Origin of the sequence: Ectobacillus funiculus, assembly GCF_004138295.1 — a bacterium.
GTDB classification, from domain to species: domain Bacteria; phylum Bacillota; class Bacilli; order Bacillales; family Bacillaceae_G; genus Ectobacillus; species Ectobacillus funiculus.
On the sequence record NZ_SCFM01000042.1, the window covers coordinates 23,724 to 46,938 of the forward strand.

General features: G+C 41.5%; 40 protein-coding genes. 38 read left to right on the plus strand and 2 right to left on the minus strand.

Annotated elements, in window-relative coordinates; translation table 11 throughout:
• Positions 1-26 precede the first annotated feature (26 nt).
• From rplB to EP737_RS20330, 36 genes are all read left to right on the plus strand, one after another.
• Entirely contained in the window at positions 27-857 is an 831-nt protein-coding gene (gene rplB / locus EP737_RS20155; RefSeq protein ID WP_129730330.1) for a 50S ribosomal protein L2, read from the plus strand.
• Between the two features lie 57 nt (positions 858-914).
• Complete coding sequence (gene rpsS / locus EP737_RS20160; protein WP_129730332.1) at positions 915-1,190, plus strand: 30S ribosomal protein S19; 276 nt, start codon at positions 915-917, stop codon at positions 1,188-1,190.
• Positions 1,191-1,207: 17 nt separating this feature from the next.
• Complete coding sequence (gene rplV / locus EP737_RS20165; protein WP_129730334.1) at positions 1,208-1,549, plus strand: 50S ribosomal protein L22; 342 nt, start codon at positions 1,208-1,210, stop codon at positions 1,547-1,549.
• A gap of 3 nt (positions 1,550-1,552) precedes the next feature.
• Positions 1,553-2,212, plus strand: coding sequence for a 30S ribosomal protein S3 (gene rpsC / locus EP737_RS20170; RefSeq protein WP_129730336.1), 660 nt, complete (start codon positions 1,553-1,555; stop codon positions 2,210-2,212).
• A 1-nt stretch (position 2,213) separates the two neighbouring features.
• Positions 2,214-2,648 carry a 50S ribosomal protein L16 gene (gene rplP / locus EP737_RS20175; RefSeq protein ID WP_129730338.1) on the plus strand — a complete coding sequence of 145 codons (435 nt, stop codon included), beginning with the start codon at positions 2,214-2,216 and terminating at the stop codon, positions 2,646-2,648.
• Positions 2,638-2,838 (plus strand): 50S ribosomal protein L29, encoded by a 201-nt coding sequence (gene rpmC / locus EP737_RS20180; RefSeq protein WP_129730340.1) that lies wholly within the window; start codon positions 2,638-2,640, stop codon positions 2,836-2,838. Before rplP ends, rpmC begins: the two co-directional genes overlap by 11 nt.
• A gap of 22 nt (positions 2,839-2,860) precedes the next feature.
• Positions 2,861-3,124 carry a 30S ribosomal protein S17 gene (gene rpsQ / locus EP737_RS20185; protein WP_129730342.1) on the plus strand — a complete coding sequence of 88 codons (264 nt, stop codon included), beginning with the start codon at positions 2,861-2,863 and terminating at the stop codon, positions 3,122-3,124.
• 45 nt (positions 3,125-3,169) lie between these two features.
• Positions 3,170-3,538: a 50S ribosomal protein L14 gene (gene rplN, locus EP737_RS20190; RefSeq protein ID WP_129730344.1), complete on the plus strand. Its 369-nt coding sequence runs from the start codon at positions 3,170-3,172 to the stop codon at positions 3,536-3,538.
• 39 nt (positions 3,539-3,577) lie between these two features.
• Entirely contained in the window at positions 3,578-3,889 is a 312-nt protein-coding gene (gene rplX / locus EP737_RS20195) for a 50S ribosomal protein L24 (RefSeq protein ID WP_129730346.1), read from the plus strand.
• A 25-nt stretch (positions 3,890-3,914) separates the two neighbouring features.
• Positions 3,915-4,454: a 50S ribosomal protein L5 gene (gene rplE / locus EP737_RS20200; protein WP_129730348.1), complete on the plus strand. Its 540-nt coding sequence runs from the start codon at positions 3,915-3,917 to the stop codon at positions 4,452-4,454.
• 33 nt (positions 4,455-4,487) lie between these two features.
• Positions 4,488-4,673: a type Z 30S ribosomal protein S14 gene (locus EP737_RS20205; RefSeq protein WP_129730350.1), complete on the plus strand. Its 186-nt coding sequence runs from the start codon at positions 4,488-4,490 to the stop codon at positions 4,671-4,673.
• A gap of 29 nt (positions 4,674-4,702) precedes the next feature.
• Complete coding sequence (gene rpsH / locus EP737_RS20210; RefSeq protein WP_129730352.1) at positions 4,703-5,101, plus strand: 30S ribosomal protein S8; 399 nt, start codon at positions 4,703-4,705, stop codon at positions 5,099-5,101.
• Positions 5,102-5,132: 31 nt separating this feature from the next.
• Positions 5,133-5,672 (plus strand): 50S ribosomal protein L6, encoded by a 540-nt coding sequence (rplF, locus tag EP737_RS20215; RefSeq protein WP_129730355.1) that lies wholly within the window; start codon positions 5,133-5,135, stop codon positions 5,670-5,672.
• Between the two features lie 32 nt (positions 5,673-5,704).
• The gene (gene rplR, locus EP737_RS20220) at positions 5,705-6,067 is read left to right on the plus strand and encodes a 50S ribosomal protein L18 (protein ID WP_129730357.1); all 363 of its coding nucleotides are present in this window, start codon (positions 5,705-5,707) and stop codon (positions 6,065-6,067) included.
• A gap of 21 nt (positions 6,068-6,088) precedes the next feature.
• Positions 6,089-6,589, plus strand: a complete 501-nt coding sequence (gene rpsE, locus EP737_RS20225) for a 30S ribosomal protein S5 (protein WP_129730359.1) — start codon at positions 6,089-6,091, stop codon at positions 6,587-6,589.
• Between the two features lie 19 nt (positions 6,590-6,608).
• Positions 6,609-6,791 carry a 50S ribosomal protein L30 gene (gene rpmD / locus EP737_RS20230; protein WP_129730361.1) on the plus strand — a complete coding sequence of 61 codons (183 nt, stop codon included), beginning with the start codon at positions 6,609-6,611 and terminating at the stop codon, positions 6,789-6,791.
• 39 nt (positions 6,792-6,830) lie between these two features.
• Entirely contained in the window at positions 6,831-7,271 is a 441-nt protein-coding gene (rplO, locus tag EP737_RS20235; RefSeq protein WP_129730363.1) for a 50S ribosomal protein L15, read from the plus strand.
• A complete protein-coding gene (secY, locus tag EP737_RS20240) occupies positions 7,271-8,569 on the plus strand; it encodes a preprotein translocase subunit SecY (protein WP_129730365.1) in 1,299 nt (432 codons plus the stop codon). Before rplO ends, secY begins: the two co-directional genes overlap by 1 nt.
• Positions 8,570-8,626: 57 nt before the next feature.
• Positions 8,627-9,277, plus strand: a complete 651-nt coding sequence (locus EP737_RS20245) for an adenylate kinase (RefSeq protein ID WP_129730367.1) — start codon at positions 8,627-8,629, stop codon at positions 9,275-9,277.
• Positions 9,277-10,023, plus strand: a complete 747-nt coding sequence (gene map, locus EP737_RS20250; protein ID WP_129730369.1) for a type I methionyl aminopeptidase — start codon at positions 9,277-9,279, stop codon at positions 10,021-10,023. The genes EP737_RS20245 and map overlap by 1 nt, the downstream gene beginning before the upstream one ends.
• A 68-nt stretch (positions 10,024-10,091) precedes the next feature.
• Complete coding sequence (infA, locus tag EP737_RS20255) at positions 10,092-10,310, plus strand: translation initiation factor IF-1 (protein WP_129730371.1); 219 nt, start codon at positions 10,092-10,094, stop codon at positions 10,308-10,310.
• A gap of 35 nt (positions 10,311-10,345) precedes the next feature.
• Complete coding sequence (gene rpmJ / locus EP737_RS20260) at positions 10,346-10,459, plus strand: 50S ribosomal protein L36 (RefSeq protein WP_000868344.1); 114 nt, start codon at positions 10,346-10,348, stop codon at positions 10,457-10,459.
• Positions 10,460-10,479: 20 nt separating this feature from the next.
• A complete protein-coding gene (gene rpsM, locus EP737_RS20265) occupies positions 10,480-10,845 on the plus strand; it encodes a 30S ribosomal protein S13 (RefSeq protein ID WP_129730373.1) in 366 nt (121 codons plus the stop codon).
• Between the two features lie 24 nt (positions 10,846-10,869).
• Positions 10,870-11,262 carry a 30S ribosomal protein S11 gene (rpsK, locus tag EP737_RS20270; RefSeq protein ID WP_129730375.1) on the plus strand — a complete coding sequence of 131 codons (393 nt, stop codon included), beginning with the start codon at positions 10,870-10,872 and terminating at the stop codon, positions 11,260-11,262.
• A 173-nt stretch (positions 11,263-11,435) separates the two neighbouring features.
• Positions 11,436-12,380 carry a DNA-directed RNA polymerase subunit alpha gene (locus EP737_RS20275; protein ID WP_129730377.1) on the plus strand — a complete coding sequence of 315 codons (945 nt, stop codon included), beginning with the start codon at positions 11,436-11,438 and terminating at the stop codon, positions 12,378-12,380.
• Between the two features lie 47 nt (positions 12,381-12,427).
• Positions 12,428-12,790: a 50S ribosomal protein L17 gene (rplQ, locus tag EP737_RS20280; RefSeq protein WP_129730379.1), complete on the plus strand. Its 363-nt coding sequence runs from the start codon at positions 12,428-12,430 to the stop codon at positions 12,788-12,790.
• A 104-nt stretch (positions 12,791-12,894) separates the two neighbouring features.
• Positions 12,895-13,731, plus strand: a complete 837-nt coding sequence (locus tag EP737_RS20285) for an energy-coupling factor ABC transporter ATP-binding protein (RefSeq protein WP_129730381.1) — start codon at positions 12,895-12,897, stop codon at positions 13,729-13,731.
• Positions 13,707-14,576 (plus strand): energy-coupling factor ABC transporter ATP-binding protein, encoded by an 870-nt coding sequence (locus EP737_RS20290; RefSeq protein WP_129730383.1) that lies wholly within the window; start codon positions 13,707-13,709, stop codon positions 14,574-14,576. Before EP737_RS20285 ends, EP737_RS20290 begins: the two co-directional genes overlap by 25 nt.
• Entirely contained in the window at positions 14,576-15,370 is a 795-nt protein-coding gene (locus EP737_RS20295; RefSeq protein ID WP_129730385.1) for an energy-coupling factor transporter transmembrane component T family protein, read from the plus strand. The genes EP737_RS20290 and EP737_RS20295 overlap by 1 nt, the downstream gene beginning before the upstream one ends.
• A gap of 12 nt (positions 15,371-15,382) precedes the next feature.
• The gene (gene truA / locus EP737_RS20300) at positions 15,383-16,120 is read left to right on the plus strand and encodes a tRNA pseudouridine(38-40) synthase TruA (RefSeq protein ID WP_129730387.1); all 738 of its coding nucleotides are present in this window, start codon (positions 15,383-15,385) and stop codon (positions 16,118-16,120) included.
• A gap of 205 nt (positions 16,121-16,325) precedes the next feature.
• Positions 16,326-16,763, plus strand: coding sequence for a 50S ribosomal protein L13 (gene rplM / locus EP737_RS20305; RefSeq protein ID WP_129730389.1), 438 nt, complete (start codon positions 16,326-16,328; stop codon positions 16,761-16,763).
• A gap of 21 nt (positions 16,764-16,784) precedes the next feature.
• Positions 16,785-17,177: a 30S ribosomal protein S9 gene (rpsI, locus tag EP737_RS20310; RefSeq protein WP_129730391.1), complete on the plus strand. Its 393-nt coding sequence runs from the start codon at positions 16,785-16,787 to the stop codon at positions 17,175-17,177.
• Positions 17,178-17,252: 75 nt separating this feature from the next.
• A complete protein-coding gene (locus tag EP737_RS26340) occupies positions 17,253-17,444 on the plus strand; it encodes an iron chelate uptake ABC transporter family permease subunit (RefSeq protein ID WP_281278912.1) in 192 nt (63 codons plus the stop codon).
• 147 nt (positions 17,445-17,591) lie between these two features.
• A complete protein-coding gene (locus EP737_RS20320) occupies positions 17,592-18,032 on the plus strand; it encodes a DUF2521 family protein (protein ID WP_129730392.1) in 441 nt (146 codons plus the stop codon).
• Positions 18,033-18,094: 62 nt separating this feature from the next.
• On the plus strand, positions 18,095-18,808 hold the full coding sequence (gene cwlD / locus EP737_RS20325) for an N-acetylmuramoyl-L-alanine amidase CwlD (protein WP_129730394.1): 714 nt from the start codon (positions 18,095-18,097) through the stop codon (positions 18,806-18,808).
• 170 nt (positions 18,809-18,978) lie between these two features.
• Positions 18,979-20,043: an Mrp/NBP35 family ATP-binding protein gene (locus tag EP737_RS20330; protein ID WP_129730396.1), complete on the plus strand. Its 1,065-nt coding sequence runs from the start codon at positions 18,979-18,981 to the stop codon at positions 20,041-20,043.
• 72 nt (positions 20,044-20,115) lie between these two features.
• Here the strand turns inward: EP737_RS20330 and gerD are convergent, their stop codons facing one another.
• Entirely contained in the window at positions 20,116-20,676 is a 561-nt protein-coding gene (gerD, locus tag EP737_RS20335; RefSeq protein ID WP_129730398.1) for a spore germination lipoprotein GerD, read from the minus strand.
• Positions 20,677-20,982: 306 nt separating this feature from the next.
• Between gerD and EP737_RS20340 the strand changes: the two genes are divergently transcribed.
• Positions 20,983-21,579, plus strand: coding sequence for a KinB-signaling pathway activation protein (locus EP737_RS20340; RefSeq protein ID WP_129730400.1), 597 nt, complete (start codon positions 20,983-20,985; stop codon positions 21,577-21,579).
• A 156-nt stretch (positions 21,580-21,735) separates the two neighbouring features.
• Here EP737_RS20340 and pdaB read toward each other — a convergent pair whose 3' ends face one another.
• Complete coding sequence (gene pdaB, locus EP737_RS20345) at positions 21,736-22,500, minus strand: polysaccharide deacetylase family sporulation protein PdaB (protein WP_129730402.1); 765 nt, start codon at positions 22,498-22,500, stop codon at positions 21,736-21,738.
• A 166-nt stretch (positions 22,501-22,666) separates the two neighbouring features.
• Between pdaB and EP737_RS20350 the strand changes: the two genes are divergently transcribed.
• Positions 22,667-22,885, plus strand: a complete 219-nt coding sequence (locus EP737_RS20350; RefSeq protein WP_129730404.1) for a hypothetical protein — start codon at positions 22,667-22,669, stop codon at positions 22,883-22,885.
• Positions 22,886-23,215: the final 330 nt, after the last annotated feature.

A 23,215-nucleotide genomic window follows, 5' to 3' on the forward strand; every position in this document is an offset into this window, starting at 1 on the left:
CCTAACAGAGAAGGAGGGAAATTGAGATGGCTATTAAAAAGTACAAACCAACATCAAACGGTCGCCGTAATATGACAGCTAACGATTTCGCTGAAATCACAACTGACAAACCGGAAAAGTCCTTACTTGCACCTTTAAGCAAGAAAGCCGGCCGTAACAACCAAGGTAAAATCACTGTACGTCATCAAGGTGGCGGACATAAGCGTCAATACCGTATCATCGATTTTAAACGCGATAAAGATGGAATTCCAGGACGCGTTGCTACAATCGAATACGATCCAAACCGCTCTGCGAATATTGCATTAATCAACTATGTTGACGGTGAAAAACGTTACATCCTTGCTCCTAAAAACTTAGAAGTAGGAACTCAAATTATGTCTGGCCCAGAAGCTGACATTAAACCAGGTAACGCATTACCGCTTGTAAACATTCCAGTAGGTACTGTAATTCACAATATCGAGCTTAAGCCTGGTAAAGGCGGACAATTAGTTCGTTCTGCTGGTTCTTCTGCTCAAGTACTTGGTAAAGAAGGCAAATACGTACTTGTACGTTTAACTTCTGGTGAAGTACGTCTGATCTTAGCAGCTTGCCGTGCTACAATCGGTCAAGTTGGTAACGAACATCATGAACTTATTAAAATCGGTAAAGCTGGTCGTTCTCGTTGGTTAGGCAAACGTCCTACAGTTCGTGGTTCCGTAATGAACCCTGTAGATCACCCACACGGTGGTGGTGAAGGTCGTTCACCTATCGGACGTAAGTCTCCGATGTCTCCATGGGGCAAACCGACTCTTGGAGCGAAAACTCGTAAGAAAAACAAAGCTTCTGATAAATTCATCGTTCGTCGTCGTAAAAAATAACGTGATTGTAGTACGGTTCTATAGAACCGTACGTCAATTACGAAGGGAGGTACAAAAATGGCTCGCAGCTTAAAAAAGGGACCATTTGTCGATGATCATTTAATGAAAAAGGTCGAGCAAGCTACTGAAACTGGCTCTAAGCAAGTTATCAAAACTTGGTCTCGTCGTTCTACAATCTTCCCTCAATTCATCGGTCACACAATCGCTGTGTATGATGGTCGTAAGCATGTTCCTGTTTACGTTACTGAGGATATGGTTGGTCATAAATTAGGCGAATTTGCGCCAAGTCGTACGTACAAAGGCCATGAGGCAGATAAGAAAACTAGAAGATAATGAGAGGAGGCACTTCAATGCAAGCTAAAGCAGTAGCTAGAACAGTTCGTATTGCTCCTCGTAAAGTACGTCTAGTATTAGATTTAGTTCGAGGAAAGCAAGTGGGTGAAGCAATCGCAATTCTTCGCCACACTCCGAAAGCTGCTTCTCCAGTTGTAGAGAAGGTTTTGAAATCTGCGATCGCAAACGCAGAGCATAACTATGAAATGGACATCAACAACTTAGTTGTTAGCACAGCATTCGCTGATGAAGGTCCAACATTGAAACGTTTCCGTCCACGTGCAATGGGACGTGCAAGCGCGATTAACAAACGCACAAGCCATATTACAATCGTGGTATCTGAAAAGAAGGAGGGATAATCGATGGGTCAAAAGGTTAGTCCGATAGGTCTTCGGGTTGGTATTATCCGTGACTGGGAATCTAAATGGTACGCTGATAAAGATTTCGCTGAGTTATTACACGAAGATATTAAAGTCCGTGAATACATCAACGTTCGTTTGAAAGATGCTGCTGTTTCTAAGGTTGAAATTGAGCGCGCTGCAAACCGTGTGAACATTACAGTACACACTGCAAAGCCTGGTATGGTAATTGGTAAAGGTGGTACAGAAGTGGAAGCACTTCGTAAAGCTCTTAACCAATTAACTGGCAAACGTGTCCACATCAATATTTTAGAAATCAAAAAAGCAGATCTTGATGCGAAATTGGTTGCTGAAAATATTGCTCGTCAATTAGAAAACCGTGTATCTTTCCGTCGTGCACAAAAACAAACACTTCAACGTGCGATGCGTGCAGGTGCAAAAGGTATCAAAACTCAAGTTTCTGGACGTCTTGGCGGCGCTGATATCGCTCGTTCAGAATCTTACTCTGAAGGAACTGTTCCACTTCATACTCTTCGTGCTGACATCGACTATGCAACAGCAGAAGCTGATACAACATACGGCAAGCTTGGCGTAAAAGTATGGATTTATCGTGGAGAAGTCCTTCCTACGAAAAAGAAAGCTTCTGAGGAAGGAGGAAAATAATATGTTAATGCCTAAACGCGTAAAATATCGTCGTGAACACCGTGGTAAAATGCGTGGAGAAGCTAAAGGTGGTAAAGAAGTTCATTTCGGTGAATTCGGTTTACAATCTACTGAAGCTTCTTGGATTACAAACCGTCAAATCGAAGCTGCGCGTCGTGCGATGACTCGTTATATGAAACGTGGCGGTAAAGTCTGGATTAAGATTTTCCCTTCTAAGCCATACACTGCAAAGCCTCTAGAAGTCCGCATGGGTTCCGGTAAAGGTGCTCCAGAGGGTTGGGTAGCAGTTGTTAAACCTGGAAAGGTTATGTTTGAAATTGCGGGTGTATCTGAAGAGATCGCACGTGAAGCTTTACGTCTTGCTGCTCACAAACTTCCAGTTAAATGTAAGTTTGTAAAACGTGAAGAAAATGGTGGTGAATCTAATGAAAACTAATGAAATTCGTGACTTAACCACTGCTGAAATCGAACAAAAAGTGAAAGCCTTGAAGGAAGAGTTGTTCAACCTTCGCTTTCAATTAGCTACAGGACAATTAGAGAACACTGCTCGCATTCGCGAAGTACGTAAAGCAATTGCTCGCATGAAAACTGTAGTTCGTGAAAGAGAGATCGGAATTAACGGATAATAATTGAGGGGAGGTTTGCACTGTGAGCGAACGCAACCAACGTAAAGTTTACACTGGACGTGTTGTTTCCGACAAAATGGATAAAACTATCACAGTTTTAGTCGAAACTTACAAAACACATACTTTGTACGGAAAACGTGTTAAGTATTCTAAAAAATACAAAGCACATGATGAATTAAACCAAGCAAAAGTTGGCGATGTAGTAAAGATCATGGAAACTCGCCCGCTTTCTGCTACTAAACGCTTCCGTTTAGTTGAAGTGGTTGAAGAAGCTGTTATTATTTAATAGACGAATCGGATCAATGATAAATCCGAAGGGAGGTTCCATAGCATGATTCAACAAGAAACTCGTTTGAAAGTTGCTGACAACTCTGGTGCTCGTGAATTGTTAACAATTAAAGTATTAGGTGGTTCTGGCCGTAAGTACGCTAACATCGGTGACATTATCGTCGCTACTGTAAAACAAGCAACACCAGGTGGCGTTGTTAAAAAAGGTGATGTTGTTAAGGCGGTAGTTGTGCGTACAAAGAGCGGTGCTCGTCGTAAAGACGGTTCTTACATCCGTTTCGATGAAAATGCAGCAGTTATCATTAAAGAAGATAAGAGCCCACGCGGTACTCGTATCTTTGGACCGGTTGCTCGTGAATTGCGCGAAAGCAACTTCATGAAAATCGTTTCCTTGGCTCCAGAAGTTCTATAATTTCGAAGTATTGCCTTTCTAAGGAGGTGCACAAAAAAGATGCATGTTAAAAAAGGTGACAAAGTACAAGTAATCACTGGTAAAGATAAAGGAAAACAAGGTGTAATCCTTGCCGCTTTCCCTAAGGAAAACCGTGTTATTGTTGAGGGTGTTAACGTTGTTAAGAAGCACTCTAAGCCGTCTCAATTGAATCCACAAGGTGGAATCATCACGAAAGAAGCACCAGTTCATGTATCTAATGTTCTGCCATTAGATCCAAAAACAGGTGAGCCTACTCGTGTAGGTTATCAAGTAGTCGATGGTAAAAAAGTTCGTGTAGCAAAGAAATCAGGTCAATTGTTAGATAAATAATCTCTCTTGAAAGGAGGTCCCTGAATTGAATCGCCTTAAAGAAAAGTTCCAAAAAGAAATTACACCTGCTCTAGTGAGCAAGTTTAACTATAAGTCGGTAATGCAAGTGCCTAAGCTTGAAAAAATCATCATCAACATGGGTGTTGGTGACGCTGTACAAAACTCTAAAGCATTAGACAATGCTGTTGAAGAGTTAACACAAATCGCAGGTCAAAAACCTGTTGTAACTCGTGCAAAGAAATCGATCGCAGGCTTCCGTCTTCGTGAAGGTATGCCAATCGGTGCAAAGGTTACATTACGTGGAGAACAAATGTATGAGTTCTTTGATAAGCTTGTATCTGTTTCTCTTCCACGTGTTCGTGACTTCCGCGGTATCTCTAAGAAGTCTTTCGATGGTCGCGGTAACTACACTTTGGGAATTAAAGAACAATTAATCTTCCCTGAGATTGATTACGATAAAGTAAGCAAGGTTCGTGGTATGGATATCGTAATCGTAACAACTGCTAACACAGATGAAGAAGCTCGTGAGCTTTTAACACAATTCGGTATGCCATTCCAAAAATAATGGAAGCCAACGCTAAGTAGAGGAGGCGAAAACGTGGCTAAGAAATCAATGATTGCAAAGCAAAAACGCGAGCCGAAGTTTAAAGTACAGGCGTATACACGTTGCGAACGCTGCGGTCGTCCGCATTCTGTATACCGCAAATTTAAACTTTGCCGTATTTGTTTCCGTGAACTTGCCTATAAAGGTCAAATTCCTGGTGTTAAAAAAGCTAGCTGGTAATACCCAAGAATGGGAAGGAGGTAAAACAAATGGTGATGACAGATCCAATTGCAGATTTGCTTACTCGCATCCGTAATGCGAATATGGTACGTCACGAGAAATTAGAAGTTCCTGCTTCTAACATGAAAAAAGAAATCGCGGAAATCTTAAAGCGTGAAGGTTTCGTTCGTGATGTAGAAATGATCGAGGATAACAAGCAAGGTATCCTTCGCATTTTCTTAAAATACGGTCCTAACAACGAACGTGTAATCACTGGACTAAAACGCATCAGTAAGCCTGGCTTACGTGTATATGCAAAAGCTGATGAAGTACCACGCGTACTTAACGGATTAGGTATTGCAATCGTTTCTACTTCTAAGGGAGTAATGACTGATAAAGATGCTCGCCAACAACAAACTGGCGGAGAAGTACTAGCATACGTTTGGTAATATTTTCTGAACGAACGGAGGTGTAACAGAAATGTCTCGTATTGGTAAAAAGATTCTTGAAATCCCTGCAGGTGTAACAATTACAGTAGCTGACAACAATACGGTAACTGTAAAGGGTCCTAAAGGTGAATTAACTCGTACTTTCCATGCTGATATTAAAATCAATATCGAAGAAAACGTACTAACAGTGACACGTCCTTCTGATCAAAAGGAGCACCGTGCGCTTCACGGTACAACTCGTGCTCTTCTGGGCAACATGGTTGAGGGTGTAACAGCTGGATTCCAACGTGGACTTGAGTTAATCGGGGTTGGTTACCGTGCATCCAAGCAAGGTAACAAGCTTGTATTAAACGTTGGTTATTCTCATCCAGTGGAGATTACTCCTGAAGCTGGAATCGAAGTTGAAGTACCTGCAAACACGAAAATTCTTGTTAAAGGTATTGATAAAGAACGCGTTGGCGCTTTAGCCGCTAACATTCGTGCAGTACGTGCACCAGAGCCTTATAAAGGCAAAGGTATTCGCTACGAAGGCGAAGTTGTACGTCGTAAAGAAGGTAAAACAGGTAAGTAATCCTGGTAGATGAAAGGAAAGGAGTGACATCAATGATCACTAAACCTGATAAAAATGTGGTTCGTAAGAAAAGACATGCGCGTGTGCGTACAAAGCTTTCCGGTACTGCGGGGCGTCCACGTTTAAACGTGTTCCGTTCTAATCAGCACATTTATGCTCAAGTTATCGACGACGTGAACGGTGTTACATTAGCTAGTGCATCTACTCTTGATAAAGAGCTTGCTCTTGAAGGTACTGGCAACGTGGCTGCTGCTCAAAAGGTTGGCGAACTAGTTGCAAAACGTGCGGTTGAGAAGGGTGTTGGCGAGGTAGTATTCGATCGCGGCGGATACCTATATCATGGTCGTGTAAAAGCTTTAGCTGAAGCTGCTCGTGAAGCTGGCTTACAATTTTAATGGTAAAAGGAGGGAAAAAAGATGCGTCGCATTGACTCAAGCAAATTAGAACTTGAAGAGCGCGTAGTAACGGTTAACCGTGTTGCGAAAGTTGTTAAAGGCGGTCGTCGTTTCCGTTTCGCTGCGTTAGTTGTAGTTGGAGATAAAAACGGTCATGTTGGATTCGGTACTGGTAAAGCACAAGAGGTACCAGAAGCGATCCGCAAGGCTATTGAAGATGCTAAGAAAAACCTAATTCATGTACCACTTGTTGGTACAACAGTTCCACATGAAGTACTTGGACAATTCGGAGCAGGCGAAGTATTCTTGAAGCCAGCTTCAGCAGGTACAGGAGTTATCGCTGGCGGACCGGTTCGTGCGGTTCTTGAATTAGCTGGCGTACAAGACATCCTTTCTAAGTCTTTAGGATCTAACACGCCTATTAATATAGTACGTGCTACTATGAACGGATTGAACCAATTGAAGCGTGCTGAAGACGTAGCAAAACTTCGTGGCAAAACTGTCGAAGAGCTGTTAGGTTAAGATAAGGAGGGAATAGACAATGGCAAAGAAATTAGAAATTACCCTCACTCGCAGTTTGATCGGACGCCCGCAAGATCAACGCGCGACTGTTGAAGCGCTTGGCTTGAAAAAGCTACATCAAACTGTAGTTAAAGAAGAAAATGCTGCTATTCTTGGAATGGTAAACAAGGTTTCTCACCTTGTAACTGTAAAAGAAGCTTAATTTAAATCGTAATTCAATACTATAAGGAGGTGCCTAGGAATGAAACTTCATGAATTAAAGCCTGCTGAAGGTTCTCGTAAAGTTCGCAACCGTGTAGGACGCGGTACTGGTTCTGGTAACGGTAAAACTGCTGGTAAAGGTCATAAAGGACAAAATGCCCGCTCTGGCGGCGGTGTTCGTCTTGGCTTCGAAGGTGGTCAAACTCCTCTATTCCGTCGTCTTCCAAAACGTGGCTTCACAAACATCGGACGTAAAGAATACGCGATTGTGAACCTTGATGCTTTAAATCGCTTTGAAGATGGTACAGAAGTAACAGCGGAATTGTTACTTGAAACTGGCGTAATCAGCAAGCTGAACAACGGTGTAAAAGTTCTTGCGAACGGTACACTTGAGAAAAAGCTTACTGTGAAAGCTACTAAATTTTCTTCTGCTGCAGTAGCAGCAATTGAAGCGGCTGGCGGAAAAACTGAGGTGATTTAATGTTTCGTACAATCTCCAACTTTATGCGCGTTGCTGAGATAAGACATAAAATCCTTTTTACCTTGGCGATGCTAATCGTCTTCCGAATTGGTACATTTATTCCGGTACCTAATGTTAACGCTGAAGTTCTAAAGGCCCAAGATCAACTCAACGTATTAGGTATTCTTAATACCTTCGGGGGCGGAGCGTTGAAAAACTTCTCCATCTTCGCGATGGGAATCATGCCGTATATTACAGCATCCATCATCGTGCAGCTTTTGCAGATGGATGTTGTGCCTAAGTTTACGGAATGGGCAAAGCAAGGTGAGATGGGCCGTCGTAAATTAGCTCAGTTTACCCGCTATTTCACAATTGTGCTAGCTTTTATTCAAGCAATCGGTATGTCTATCGGATTTAACAATTTGGCGAACGGACAGTTAATTGAGAATCCGGGTTGGACGACATATTTGTATATCGCTACTGTTCTTACTGCAGGGACAGCCTTTTTAATGTGGGTGGGCGAACAAATTACAGCGAAGGGCGTTGGAAACGGAATTTCAATCCTCATCTTTGCTGGTATCGTAGCAGCAATTCCAAACGTGATGAATCAGGTTTATGTACAGCAGTTCCAAGACGCTGGAGAAGATTTATTCGTTCGTATTGTGAAAGTAGCACTAATTGTAATTGCTATATTGGCAGTTATTGTTGGAGTCATCTATATTCAACAGGCAACAAGAAAGATCCCGATTCAGTACGCAAAACGTGCAACGGGAAGCGGCAGCTATGCTGGTGCACAAAACACGCACTTACCATTAAAGGTAAATAGCGCAGGTGTAATTCCAGTCATCTTTGCCGTATCGTTCTTGATTACACCGCCAACGATTGCTCAGTTTTTCCCGAAACACGATGTGTCGCAATGGATTATTCAAAACTTTAACTATTCTCATCCTGTGGGAATGATTATATATGTTGCATTAATCATTGCCTTCTCGTACTTCTATGCGTTTGTTCAAGTTAACCCTGAACAAATGGCTGAGAACCTGAACAAGCAAGGTGGATATGTTCCTGGTATCCGCCCAGGTAAGAATACAGAGCAATATCTAACAAAAATTCTCTATCGTTTAACTTTTGTTGGTTCTCTATTCTTAGCAGCTATCGCCATTCTGCCAGTTATCTTTATTAAGCTTGCAAATTTACCTAGTTCTGCACAAATTGGGGGAACAAGTTTATTAATTGTAATTGGAGTGGCTTTAGAAACGATGAAACAGCTAGAAAGCCAATTAGTAAAACGCCATTATAAAGGCTTCATTAAGCAATGAGCAACGCGGGAAGGTACTCTTCCCTAACAGCTCGTTTATATTCTGGGGGGAATCGTGATGAATTTAATTTTGATGGGACTTCCGGGTGCCGGAAAAGGTACACAGGCTGAAAGAATTATTGCCAAGTATAATATCCCTCACATTTCAACAGGAGATATGTTTCGTGCTGCTATTAAAGAAGGAACTGAACTAGGTTTAAAAGCAAAATCTTTCATGGATCAAGGTGCGCTTGTTCCAGATGAGGTAACAATCGGGATCGTTCGTGAGCGTTTAAGCAAAGAAGATTGCGACAATGGCTTCTTGCTAGATGGTTTCCCTCGAACAGTGGCTCAAGCATCTGCTTTAGAAGAAATCGTGAAAGATCTTGGCAAGAAAATCGATTATGTCATCAATATTGATGTAGATTCTGATTTATTGCTTAAACGATTGACTGGAAGACGTATTTGCAAAGACTGTGGTTCAACATATCATCTTGTCTTTAACCCACCTGCAGTAGAGGGTGTTTGTGATAAATGTGGCGGGGAGCTGTATCAGCGCTCTGATGATAATGAAGAGACTGTAGCAAACCGTTTAGAGGTTAATATTAAGCAAACACAGCCTTTGCTTAATTTCTATGAAGAACTTGGTTACTTGCGAAATATCAACGGCGTGCAGGAAATCGGAAAGGTATTTGAAGATATTGAAGCCCTTATCGGAGTTTTGGCGTAATGATCGTTTGCAAGACACCTCGCGAACTTGAAATTATGCGCGAAGCAGGAAGAATTGTAGCTCTGACTCACCAAGAGTTGAAAAAGCACATTGTTCCGGATATCACAACAAAGGAGCTTGACGCAATTGCGGAACAAACCATTCGCAAGTATGGGGCATCCCCTTCCTTTAAAGGATATCATGGTTTCCCGGGAAGCATTTGTACTTCTGTAAATGAAGAGTTGGTGCACGGAATTCCAAGCGACCGCAGACTCAAGGATGGCGATGTGATCAGCATCGATATAGGTGCGAAATATAACGGATATCATGGAGATTCCGCATGGACATATCCCGTAGGAAGCATTTCAGAATCTGTTCAAAAGCTGCTTGATGTTACAGAGAGATCATTATATCTCGGTTTGGAGCAAGTGAAGCCTAGTGAAAGATTGTCAAATGTATCACATGCGATTCAAACATATACGGAGAGCAATGGCTTTTCTGTTGTGAGAGAGTATGTCGGTCATGGAATCGGGCAAGACTTACATGAAGACCCGCAAATTCCCCACTACGGTCCTCCTAACAAAGGTCCTAGGTTGAAACCGGGTATGGTTATTTGCATTGAACCGATGATTAATGAAGGAACAAGATATGTAAAAACACTCTCTGATAACTGGACAGTGGTGACTGTTGATGGTAAATGGTGCGCTCACTTTGAGCATACTATTGCTGTTACAGAAACAGGATATGAGATCCTAACCACCCTGTAAGCAGTAAACTCTCCGAGATTTCAGAGCAGTTTAAGAAGATTACTGATTTGAAGAAGGGAGAACATGAAATGGCTAAAGATGATGTAATTGAAGTAGAAGGCACAGTTGTAGAAACTTTGCCAAACGCGATGTTTAAAGTAGAATTGGAGAACGGACACGTGGTATTAGCTCACGTTTCTGGTAAAATCCGTATGAACTTCATTCGTATTTTACCAGGAGACAAAGTTACGATAGAATTATCTCCGTATGACTTAAATCGTGGTCGTATTACGTATCGTTTTAAATAATATAGCACTCCGTAATCGTTAAGGAGGTTCGAGACATGAAAGTAAGACCATCCGTTAAGCCGATTTGCGAAAAATGTAAAGTTATTCGCAGAAGAGGAAAAGTAATGGTGATCTGTGAAAATCCGAAACATAAGCAAAAACAAGGTTAATCAAGGGAGGTGTTTTCATAATGGCACGTATCGCAGGTGTAGATATTCCTCGTGACAAACGCGTTGTTATTTCTTTAACTTACGTATATGGTATTGGTCGTCCGACTGCTGAGAAAGTTCTTGCGGAAGCTGGTGTTTCCGAAGATACTCGAGTTCGTGATCTAACTGAAGAAGAATTAGGGAAAATCCGTGATGTCATCGATCGTCTAAAGGTAGAAGGTGACCTTCGTCGTGAAGTATCCTTAAACATCAAACGTTTGATGGAAATCGGTTCTTTCCGTGGTCTTCGTCATCGTCGCGGTTTACCAGTTCGTGGTCAAAATACAAAAAATAACGCACGTACGCGTAAAGGTCCTCGTCGTACTGTAGCGAACAAGAAGAAATAATAAGTAAAGGAGGTTGAACAAACAATGGCAGCACGCAAAACAAATACTCGTAAACGTCGTGTGAGAAAGAATATTGAAACTGGTATCGCGCATATCCGTTCTACATTCAACAACACAATCGTAACGATTACAGACTCTCATGGTAATGCACTTTCTTGGTCTAGTGCAGGTGCACTTGGTTTCAGAGGCTCTCGTAAATCTACTCCATTTGCAGCGCAAATGGCTGCAGAAACAGCTGCAAAAGCATCCATCGAGCATGGTCTTAAAACTTTAGAGGTTACTGTTAAAGGTCCTGGTGCCGGTCGTGAAGCAGCTATCCGTGCGCTTCAAGCTGCAGGATTAGAAGTAACAGCTATCAGAGACGTTACTCCAGTGCCTCATAACGGATGCCGTCCGCCAAAACGTCGCCGTGTGTAATTGTTCTGTATAATTTCCCAAACATTGTCTATAATGGGATATGATACAATATTTATACAGAAAAATATCACTTATTGTTGTGCACAATCGGGAACTGCCTAAGGGGGACTTTCGGTTAGACAATTTTAAGTTGTCTAGCCGGGGTTTCGACGTTTTGAAGGAGGGTTTAATAAATGATCGAGATTGAAAAACCAAAAATCGAAACGGTTGAAATTAACGAAGATGCCAAGTATGGCAAGTTCGTCATTGAACCGCTTGAGCGTGGATATGGTACTACTTTGGGTAATTCCTTACGTCGTATTTTATTATCCTCACTCCCTGGTGCCGCTGTAACGTCTATCCAAATTGATGGTGTACTACACGAATTTTCTACGATTGAGGGCGTTGTGGAAGATGTCACAACGATTATCTTAAATTTAAAGAAGCTGGCCCTGAAAATTTACTCTGAAGAAGAGAAAACGCTCGAAATTGATATTACGGGCGAGGGTGTTGTCACAGCTGCTGATATTACCCACGACAGCGACGTGGAAATCTTAAACCCAGATTTACATGTTGCAACGCTTGCTAAGGATGCACACTTACGTATGCGTCTTACAGCTAGACGTGGCCGCGGGTATACACCAGCCGATGCGAACAAGAGAGAGGATCAGCCGATAGGCGTTATTCCTATCGACTCCATTTATACTCCAGTCTCACGTGTGACATACCAAGTAGAAAATACACGTGTCGGACAAGTAACAAACTACGACAAGCTTACGCTTGACGTATGGACGGATGGAAGCATCGGACCAAAAGAAGCAATCTCGTTAGGAGCCAAAATCTTAACAGAGCATTTAAATATCTTTGTCGGTTTAACAGACGAAGCACAAAATGCTGAGATTATGGTAGAAAAAGAAGAAGATCAAAAAGAGAAAGTTTTGGAGATGACGATCGAAGAACTTGACCTTTCTGTTCGTTCTTATAACTGCTTGAAGCGTGCTGGTATCAATACGGTACAAGAGCTTGCTAACAAGACAGAAGAAGACATGATGAAGGTTCGTAACTTAGGACGCAAATCCTTAGAAGAAGTGAAGCATAAGCTCGAAGAACTTGGCTTAGGCTTGCGCAAAGATGACTAAGGTTTCTTTGTTTTGTTACGATACTACTAACAAAGGAGGGACTACTAATGGGATACAGAAAATTAGGCCGCACAAGTGCCCAGCGTAAAGCGATGTTACGTGACTTAACGACTGATTTAATCATTAACGAGCGTATTCAAACTACTGAAACACGTGCGAAAGAGCTTCGTTCCGTAGTAGAAAAAATGATTACTTTAGGAAAACGCGGAGATCTTCATGCTCGCCGTCAAGCAGCATCATACATCCGTAACGAAGTAGCTAATGCTGAAACAAACCAAGATGCACTTCAAAAGCTATTCGTTGATATCGCACCACGTTACACAGAGCGTCAAGGTGGATACACTCGTATCGCTAAGATCGGACCACGCCGTGGTGACGGTGCTCCAATGGTAATCATCGAGTTAGTATAATAACAGTAAAAGGGCAGGATCAACTGATCACGGCCCTTTTTTTGTATCTTCTGAATGTCGAAATGGATTATTTCTTAGGAAATGTTGTCTGGGGGTGTGCAGTTATGGAGAAACTTCGTGTCGATATGTTAAAGTTTCAATATCCTCATGCCCATTCGTATACTTTGCATGATATTTCTTTTTCTATCCAAAAAGGGGAATGGGTTAGTATTATCGGTCAGAATGGTTCCGGAAAATCGACTTTGGCAAAGTTGTTAAACGGATTGCTCTTGCCAAGTGAAGGAACTATTATAGTAGACGGTGGAATTGTATTGTCAGAGGAGACAATTTGGGATGTGAGAAAGAAAATTGGCATGGTATTCCAAAGTCCTGATAATCAATTTGTTGGTACAACCGTTAAGGATGACATTGTATTTGGTCTTGAGAATATTGGGATGACTCGGGATGAGATGGCTAAACGTCTTGAGTATGTACTCCAGCTTGTTGGCATGAAGGAATATGAGAATCAAGAGCCACATTCCTTATCGGGAGGTCAAAAACAACGTGTTGCTATTGCTAGTATTTTAGCCCTTGAGCCATCTATTCTTATTTTGGATGAGGCTACCTCGATGTTGGATCCAAAAGGGAGAAGAGAAGTATTAGAAACGGTACGGGAACTTGTGCGAACAAAAGGGGCTACTGTCCTTTCAATTACACATGACCTAGAGGAGGCTGCACAATCGGATAGAGTGATTGTTCTCCATGAGGGAAGTATTTTACGAGAAGGGAAGCCGGAACAGGTATTTCAATATGGTGATGAGTTGCGGAAGATTGGTTTAGATACTCCATTTTCTGTGAATTTAACAGAAGCTCTGCAAAAAAGCGCTGTTCCGCTACAATCCATGCATCTTACAATGGAAAGTTTGGTGAATGAGCTTTGGACATTATATTTCAAAAAGTAGAGCATCGTTACCAACGAAACACTCCGTTTGAACGACTTGCAATTTACGATGTTGATATTTGCTTAAAGAGTGGGCATTATTATGCTGTTATCGGACATACGGGTTCAGGAAAATCTACATTTATTCAGCATTTGAATGGTTTGCTGCAGCCAACTAACGGGGAAGTTCGAGTTGGGGAACAAGTCATTTCATCCCATAAAAAAGAGAAAAAGCTTAAACCGCTTCGCAAAAAGGTAGGTGTTGTGTTTCAATTTCCAGAACATCAACTTTTTGAAGAAACAGTAGAGAAAGATATTTGTTTTGGACCAGTAAATTTTGGTGCAACAGAAGAACAAGCAAAGAGAAAAGCAAGAGATGTGATTCAATTGGTTGGACTTTCTGAGGAATTTTTAGGGCAATCACCATTTGAATTAAGCGGAGGCCAAATGCGGCGAGTGGCGATTGCTGGTGTCTTAGCAATGGAACCTGAAGTACTTGTGCTGGATGAACCGACAGCTGGACTCGATCCAAGAGGACAACGAGAATTGATGGATATGTTTTATGGACTTCATAAGGCAAAAGGCCTCACGGTCATTCTGGTGACACATAATATGGATGATGCCGCTCGTTATGCTGATCAGGTCATTGTGATGCATAAAGGGACTGTATTTTTGCAGGGGGAGCCGACAGAAGTATTTTCGCATGCGAGCGAACTAGAAGGAATCGGTGTCTCTCTTCCGTTGTCGCTTCAATACAAAAAGCTGCTTGAAGAAACATGTGGTGTGCTTCTACCCGAGTCTACGCTGACAGCAGAGAAGCTAACTTATGAGCTGCTGCAATTGATAAGGAAGGGAGAGAAGCGGTAATGCAGCAATTGATGATTGGAAAGTATATACCAGGGAATTCCCTTATTCACCGTCTCGATCCGCGTGCGAAGCTCTCTATCGTGTTTTTCTATGTGTTTCTTGTGTTTCTTGCTAATAACTCTGCTTCCTATGGTTTATTGCTGTTATATTCTGTATTGCCTGTAGTTTTTTCAGGAGTCCCTTTTCGTTACATCTTGAGGGGGCTAAAACCAATGCTGTGGATTTTTCTATTCACCTTTCTTCTCCATGTATTCACAACGAAGGAAGGGGCCCTTTTGTTTGAGTTTGGTCCCATATCTGTCCATCAAAAAGGATTACAGCAAGGAACTTATATGTCGATTCGTTTTCTTGTAATTATCCTGCTGACAACACTATTAACATTAACGACAACACCTATTGAGATTACAGATGGACTAGAGTCATTGCTTTCACCATTTAAAAGGATCGGTCTGCCCGCTCATGAAATCGCGCTTATGATGTCCATCTCTTTACGCTTCATCCCAACGTTGCTGGAAGAGACGGAGAAAATTATGAAGGCGCAGGCATCAAGAGGTGTAGATTTCGCAGGAGGACCCATTAAGGAGCGGCTGCGCGCTATGGTAGCATTGCTTGTTCCTTTATTTATTAGCGCATTTAAAAGGGCTGAGGATTTGGCAATTGCGATGGAAGCGAGAGGATACCAGGGAGGCGGGGGCAGAACAAAATTCCGTCAGCTTCTTTGGCATGTCCGAGACAGTGCAGCATTTGGAAGCCTACTTTTAACAGCGTTTATTTTAGTTTGGATTCGTTCATAATGGAGAGTGGTTATGAAAAGAATGAAGTGTATTATTTCCTATGATGGTACGGGCTTTTTTGGCTACCAAATTCAACCAGGAAAACGTACAGTGCAGCAGGAGATAGAGGCCGTGTTGAAGAGGATGCATAAAGGCGAGGAGGTTCGTATTTATGCATCAGGAAGGACGGACGCAGGCGTTCATGCACAAGGACAGGTTATTCATTTTGATACTCCTCTTGAGATCGCTCAGGAGCGCTGGATTGCTGCGTTAAATACACAATTGCCCGAAGATATTGCAGTACACCATGCGGAAGCTGTGTCCCCAAAGTTTCATGCTCGTTATGATGTGGTGAGCAAGGAATACCGCTATCGAGTTATGCTGGGAAGAGGGAAAAATGTATTTCTTAGACATTATGCGCATTTCTATCCGTACAGCTTGAACATAGAGGCGATAGAGGCGGCTATTCAGCATTTAAAGGGGACACATGACTTTACCTCCTTTTGCTCAGCTAAAACGGAGATAGAGGATAAGGTGCGGACAATCTATGAGATTGATGTACAGCAGCAAGGCGAGGAAATTATATTTCGCTTTATAGGTAACGGCTTTTTGTATAATATGGTACGTATTATGGTCGGTACATTGCTTGATGTAGGACAAGGAAAGCTGCATGCAGATGAGATTCCGAGCATCCTAAAGCAGATGGATAGACGCTCTGCCGGGAAGACAGCACCTGGTCATGGGCTATATTTATGGCAGGTTAATTACTAGAAAATTTTTCTCAGGAATAAATTGGCGGAAAATATAAAGGCTATAACAACTAATCCTGGTGTAACATTTTCTTGACATTAGTTTGCCAAAACGATAATATAACATATGGTATTGTTTCTAAAACCACGATAAAGCCCCGGAACTTCATCGTGTTAGAATAAACAAACAAGAATTTCATTATTGAGATTGAACAGGAGGGAAACACATGCGTACGACTTTCATGGCAAAGGCTAACGAAGTTGAGCGTAAATGGTATGTTGTTGATGCTGAAGGTAAAACTTTAGGTCGTCTTGCAAGCGAAGTAGCTTCTATTTTGCGCGGGAAAAACAAACCAACTTACACACCAAATGTTGATACTGGCGATCACGTAATCGTAATCAACGCTGAAAAAATTCATTTAACAGGTAACAAATTGAACGATAAGATTTACTATCGTCACAGCATGCATCCAGGCGGATTAAAACAAAGAACAGCTCTAGAAATGCGTACAAACTACCCTGTACAAATGATCGAGCTTGCGGTTAAAGGTATGCTTCCTAAAAACCGTCTTGGCCGTCAAATGGTTAAGAAATTAAACGTATATGCTGGTGCTGAGCATCCACATCAAGCACAAAAACCAGAAGTTTACGAACTTCGCGGATAATTATTAAAAGGAGGGTTTACTTTGGCACAGGTACAATACTATGGTACTGGACGTCGTAAGAGTTCAGTAGCGCGTGTCCGTCTCGTTCCTGGCGAAGGACGCGTTATTATCAACGGTCGTGAATTTGAAAACTATATTCCATTCGCTGCATTGCGTGAAGTTGTAAAGCAACCTCTAGTTGCAACTGAAACTTTAGGCAGCTACGATGTTCTTGTTAACGTTGGCGGCGGCGGCTACACTGGTCAAGCTGGTGCAATCCGTCACGGTATCGCAAGAGCATTACTAAAAGCGGATCCTGAATACCGCTTAACTTTAAAACGTGCGGGTCTATTAACTCGTGATGCGCGTATGAAAGAGCGTAAGAAATACGGTCTTAAAGGCGCTCGTCGTGCACCTCAGTTCTCAAAACGTTAATTTTTGGCGTTTGGAAGGCTCTCAACCATTTTGGTTGGGGGTCTTTTTTATTGGGGAAAAAATGCTTGACCACATATTTCTAGACGATTAGTTGGAGCACGACATATAAAAGTATTACCATTGACCGCTGTCATTGGCGCTTTTCCCCTTTTATCCGCAGACACATTAGGACGCGTTATCATGGCTCCAATGGAACTGCCCGTCGGCATCGTCGTCTCCATTTTGGGAGCACCTTACTGTATCTATTTACTTGTAAGGAACATTTAAACGGGGGGCAGCTTGATGTCAGACATCCTTTGCAGACAAACAGAAGTACCTTGTCTGCGTTTCTTATTCTCTTCCCTGGTTGGAATATTTTAATGGGCATGTTCCTTTTCTGTACGTTTAGACTACGGAATAGGGAGGTGCATAAGCTTGAATGTCATTACTACCCTAAAAGATAAACGACGTGAAAAGCAATTGAAATATGAACGGAGGCTGCTGCGTGAAATCTCGCTAGCCTCTCTTCGAAGCGATATAAAGCAATATTTTTATGAGTATACAAAGACATCTCAGTTTACACGACATTGTGAAGAGTATTGTATTGAGCTGGCAGTTGAGTCCTATCTGCTCGGTGCTCGTTACAGCAAGTTTGGCTATTATGGAGAACCGTTACCGCAGGTGAGAAAACGATCTATATTTGAGGAAAAAAGCCTAGCGGAAATGCTGTTTCACTTTTTGTCGACAGTTCCGTTGGCTGAGCTGCCGAAGGAATACCGGCAAAAGCTGCACGAAGTATGTGAAAGTTTCATCTCTTCCTGGTGGAAGGAAGGCTACGAAAAAGGAGAACGAAGATATCGTCTTCGTTTACGTTAACTACTCATATTCTCTCTCCTTGTCCCATATAAGTAAGTAGAGGACTAGCAGGAGGGGGAATTATGAGGAAAATTAAATTGATTTCCTTCGCTTTAGCAGCCATTGTACTTTTTTTTCTCGTACGGTATGAATTCCAGATTACAAAGTCATGGAAAGCATGGAATTTACCTCTTTCAGGGAAAATTATAGTGTTGGATGCGGGACATGGAGGACCTGATGGCGGAGCAGTCGGCGGCGATGAGATTATAGAAAAAGAAGTTACGCTTAAGATTGCGAAAAAAGTGCAAGATTACTTACAGGAGCAAGGAGCCCTTGTGATTATGACGCGCACCGAGGATGAAGATTTGGCTGATGAAGATACAAAGGGATATAGCAGAAGGAAAGTCGAGGATTTACGCAGGCGGGTTGAAATTGTCAATAATTCCGATGCGGACTTCTTTGTTAGTATTCATTTAAATGCCATTCCGATCCCCAGCTCGCGAGGTGCACAAACTTTTTATAGCCGTTCGCTAATAGAAAATGAACGAGCTGCCAAATTTGTTCAGGCAGAGCTTCGAAATAGCTTAGAAAATACAAATCGATTAGCTAAAATTATTAATCATGTATATCTTCTTAAGCATGCTAAGGTACCAGGTGTGCTTGTAGAAGCGGGATTCTTGTCTAATGTGGACGAGAGACAGCTTTTGAAATCTGAAGCATATCAAAAAAAGATCGCAGCTGCTGTGTACAGGGGTGTACTGCGGTATTTTACTGAGAAAGGAAATCCTCCTGACTAAAAGCAGGAGGTTTTTTTCATACCTTAGAAGTATAGTGTAAGTACAACTACACCTCTATCTTCGTCCAAGGGCAGGGCTCGCCAGTCGGCGAGTTTTCTTTACTTGTTAAAAATGAAAGTGTGATATACTAAAAATGAAAACGCACTATTTCTTACAGGCGGTGGACAAATATGATAACAAAAGAGCAAATCATACAAGCACTGAACGGATTGCAAGACCCATTTCTACATAAAACATTTGAAGAGACAGGCGCCATTCAAGAAATCAGTTTAAAGTCAGAGAAAGCACATGTAAGCTTGAAAATTGCAATTGCTCAAATAGGCACTCCAGAGCAGATGCAGTTGCAGGGTGCCATTGTAAAAATTGTAAAGGATTTAGGGGCAGCTACAGTAGGTCTTCGTTTTACTGAGCTTACTGATGAGGAGCTGGCTAAGTTCGGTGTAGCAGAGGAAAACGCACCGGATACATTGCTATCTCCAAATTCAAAAACCGTATTTCTCGCAGTTGCAAGCGGCAAAGGCGGTGTCGGTAAGTCTACTGTTTCTGTAAACCTTGCAGTTGCGCTAGCACGCCTTGGAAAGAAAGTGGGAATTGTTGACGCGGATATTTATGGATTTAGCGTACCGGACATGATGGGTATTACAAAACGTCCAGTTGTGCGCGATGAGCGCATTGTCCCAGTTGATCGATTTGGGGTAAAGGTCATCTCGATGGGCTTTTTTGTAGAGGATAATGCACCTGTTATTTGGCGGGGGCCAATGCTTGGCAAAATGTTAAACCATTTCTTCTCGGAAGTAGAATGGGGTGAGTTGGATTACCTTGTGCTAGATTTGCCGCCAGGAACGGGAGATGTTGCTTTAGATGTCCATTCCATGCTTCCTTCTTGCAAAGAAATTATCGTGACAACACCGCATCCAACAGCCGCTTTTGTTGCCGCGCGTGCTGGTGCGATGGCATTACGGACAGAGCATGAAATAGTTGGAGTTATCGAGAACATGTCTTACTTTGAAAGCAAGGTAACTGGAGAGAGGGAATATGTCTTTGGGCAAGGCGGAGGTAAAAAGCTTGCTGAGGACTTACAAACGATTTTACTTGGTCAAATTCCGCTTCAGCAGCCTGATTGGAATGAGGCTGATTTTGCACCATCTGTATATGATGAAGCGCATCAAATCGGGCAAATCTATAATGAGATTGCTGAAACAGTTATCGAGGCAATTGAAGTTAAACAGAAATAACCTCTTCTTATGAAGAGGTTTCACTTTGTTGGAAAAGTCGATTGTCAACTTGACGAATCGGCTTTTTCTTTATTATGACTTCTTATTTGCTTTCTCAATAGCTTTACTAATAACATCAATCATTTTTGTTTGGAAGAGCGGGTTCTCGGCAGTTTCATTCAACATTTGCTGTAAATGAAGACGGTATTCCTTACTCTTCATCACCTCGAGCATTTGTTTCTCGACCTCTGGGTTTTTCAAAATTTCAATAACTCCAGCTTGGTATTGAGGATCCTTTAGAAGAACCTTCATGAGTTCTCCTTGCTCTTTTTGTACACTTTTTGCAAAGGATGCGGAGAACTGTGGGTCTTTAAACAGCTTTTCCCAGAATTTTTGCCCCTCCTCAGAGGTCATAGTGTCCTGAATGGTTTGTTTGACAACTGTTTCATCAAGGATAAGGGCCTGCTTCATTTTCTCATCCTTCAGCACATCCTGAATGGCATTCTTTCCTTGATCCGTTTTTAAAATATCGATAATCATTTTTTTGGTTTGATCGTAGTCCAATTCAGCTTGAGCTGAATTATTCTCCTGGGCACATGCTGCTACTGTAAGAAGGAGTAGAAACGATAGCAGTATAAACGGAATCCGTTTCATTAACCGGAGCTCCTTTCGCTGATTTCTATTTTTGGGTATAAAGGCAGACATAAACTTTGTGACACATCCTAGTTTCCCTAGTATGCCCTTTAACAGTAAATTTGAATAAAGTTAAGGTGCGTCAGGAAGCCTTTACTAATACATTGTGCCAAGCCACACATTGTATGTTGTTAAGGAAAATTAGATTGTGTCTGCTTTTCTTAATATAAATATCTTGGTAAAAATTATGCGTATTCCTGACTAGCTTTTTAAAATTTCGGTTGTTACAATTTAAGTTAGAACATGCAGAAACTGGGGGATTATGTTGTGAACAGCCGAAAATGGGTACATTTATTTTTTTCCACCCTTTTTCTTGGGGGAATAAGTACAATTTTAGTTGGGTTTATTTTAAGGTGGAACCAGTATGCAAGGCTGTTTCAAAGCTTTGATGGGAAGGAGCTGCTTTCTGTAGCCTTTTGGCTGCTAGGGGTTGGATTTATCTTCAGTGTCATCAGTCAAATGGGCTTTTTTGCTTACCTAACGGTACATCGCTTTGGGATTGGGATTTTTCGTTCCGTATCTCTTTGGAATACGATGCAGGTATTTCTTGTAGCTTTTGTATTATTTGATTTTGTATACTTACGCTCTACCTTCATAGAGGAAGGAAATGCCTCTACAACGCACAATATTTTGATAGCAGCTGTCATATTTCTTGCAGGAGCAATTGTTGCCTACATAAAAAGTAAGGAAACGAATAAGCAAGCTTTTATACCCGCTTTATTTTTTATGATTGTTGTTACAATAATAGAGTGGATTCCTGCGCTTCGCGTCAATGATCGTGATTGGCTGTATTTAATGGCAGTTCCACTTTTTATCTGCAATGCTTATCAGCTATTAACTTTACATCGTCTTATCAGGAAATAAAAAAGATGGCCCAAAAAGGGATTATCCTTTCTAGACCACCTAAGAGAGACCATTCCTTGCAGGGAATGGTTTAGCTTCGTTGACCGGTTTTATCAAGCGTAAGACAGGTTAATGGAGCTTTTTTTCTATGTTTTCTTGCATATATCTCATTTTTTATCACTGTACATCTGTGCTCTTTGTTTGGGTATTGGAAATCAGTTCTGAGACAGATGCATTTGCATACCCTGCTGCTCTTAAATGTTGAATGAGCAGGGGAAGAGCTTGATTTGTTTGTAGTGCTGAATCCGAGGCATGCAGAAGAATGATATCACCAGATTGCAAGTGCTCAGACACTGTTTTTACAATCTTAGTTGCACCTGGATTTCTCCAATCATCAGAATTATTGCTCCAGTGGATGACCGTATAGCCTAGAGAATCAGCAACTTTTAATACTTCTTTATTGAAGCTTCCGCTTGGTGGACGCAGGAGCTTAACATCCTTTACACCAAGCTTTGTAAATATCTCCTGTGCCTTTAATATATCCTGTCTTACCTGTGCTGCCTCTAGGGATGTATAGCTTTTATAGTTATAGCCCATACTTCCAATCTCATGACCGTCTTTTTGAATGCGTTCGACGATATCTGGATGTCTCTCGGCCCAAGCGGCAGATATGAAAAATGTTGCGTTTTTAATGTTTTGTTTTTGTAATGTATCCAAAATTGGTATTGCCTTTTCATCTCCCCAGCTGATATCAAATGTTAAGGCCACTTGCTGTTTAGCAGCATCCCCTTTATAGATTGCTTTAGGTCCTGTAGCAGTAGAAAATACAGACTGCTGTGAATAAGTTTCCAGAAATAAAAGCCATGCCGTAAATAAAGAAAGTAAAGCAATTAGTAAAACCTGCTTCAACTTTGTTTTGCTCGTTACAAAGAAGAAAAACATAATCTCCCCTCTCCTCTTGTCCAAACCTTTTTAGTTACTTATATGCCTCCTCAAAACAAAACATGCCGTTCTTTCAAGGGAGAGCCACTTAATAAAATGGAAAATGCATACATAAAAGGGTTGCGGGGAAATAATTAACATAAATAAAAAGGAAAGAGGTGCATATATGTTCGGTTTATTGGTTGATAAGAGAGAAATGAAGGAAATGGAATACTTATTAAAAAGAGAGTTGGATGAACTTTTATTTGATTTTGATGATGGCAGAATTGATTATGCGGTCAAGAAAGCGATGGAGGATCGATATAAAGTGTTATTTCGACTGTTTCAACGAGTTGCCGACCCGTCAGAATGTTCCCGTTATATACGTAAGAGGGTTCATAATTAACAGTTGGTTTACCTGAGTCTAAATAGTCAAACATGTGCTTTTCATAAGAGAAAATATAAGCCGTGTGCTTTGATAAAAGAAGGGGAGCTGATTCATGATTGTTAATTAGAGGGTTTTATATAAAGATGAATCAGCTTCTATATTAAAAAGTGTTGACGACAGCTACGTAGGTATGGTAAATTAAATCTCGTCGCTGATGAGTGACAAACTTAAAAAAACAATTTCAAATAAATTATTGACATTGAAAGTAGCAGATGTTAATATAAAAAGGTCGCGTTGAGCGGCAAAGTAGTTCTTTGAAAACTGAACAAAACACAAAACGTCAATGTT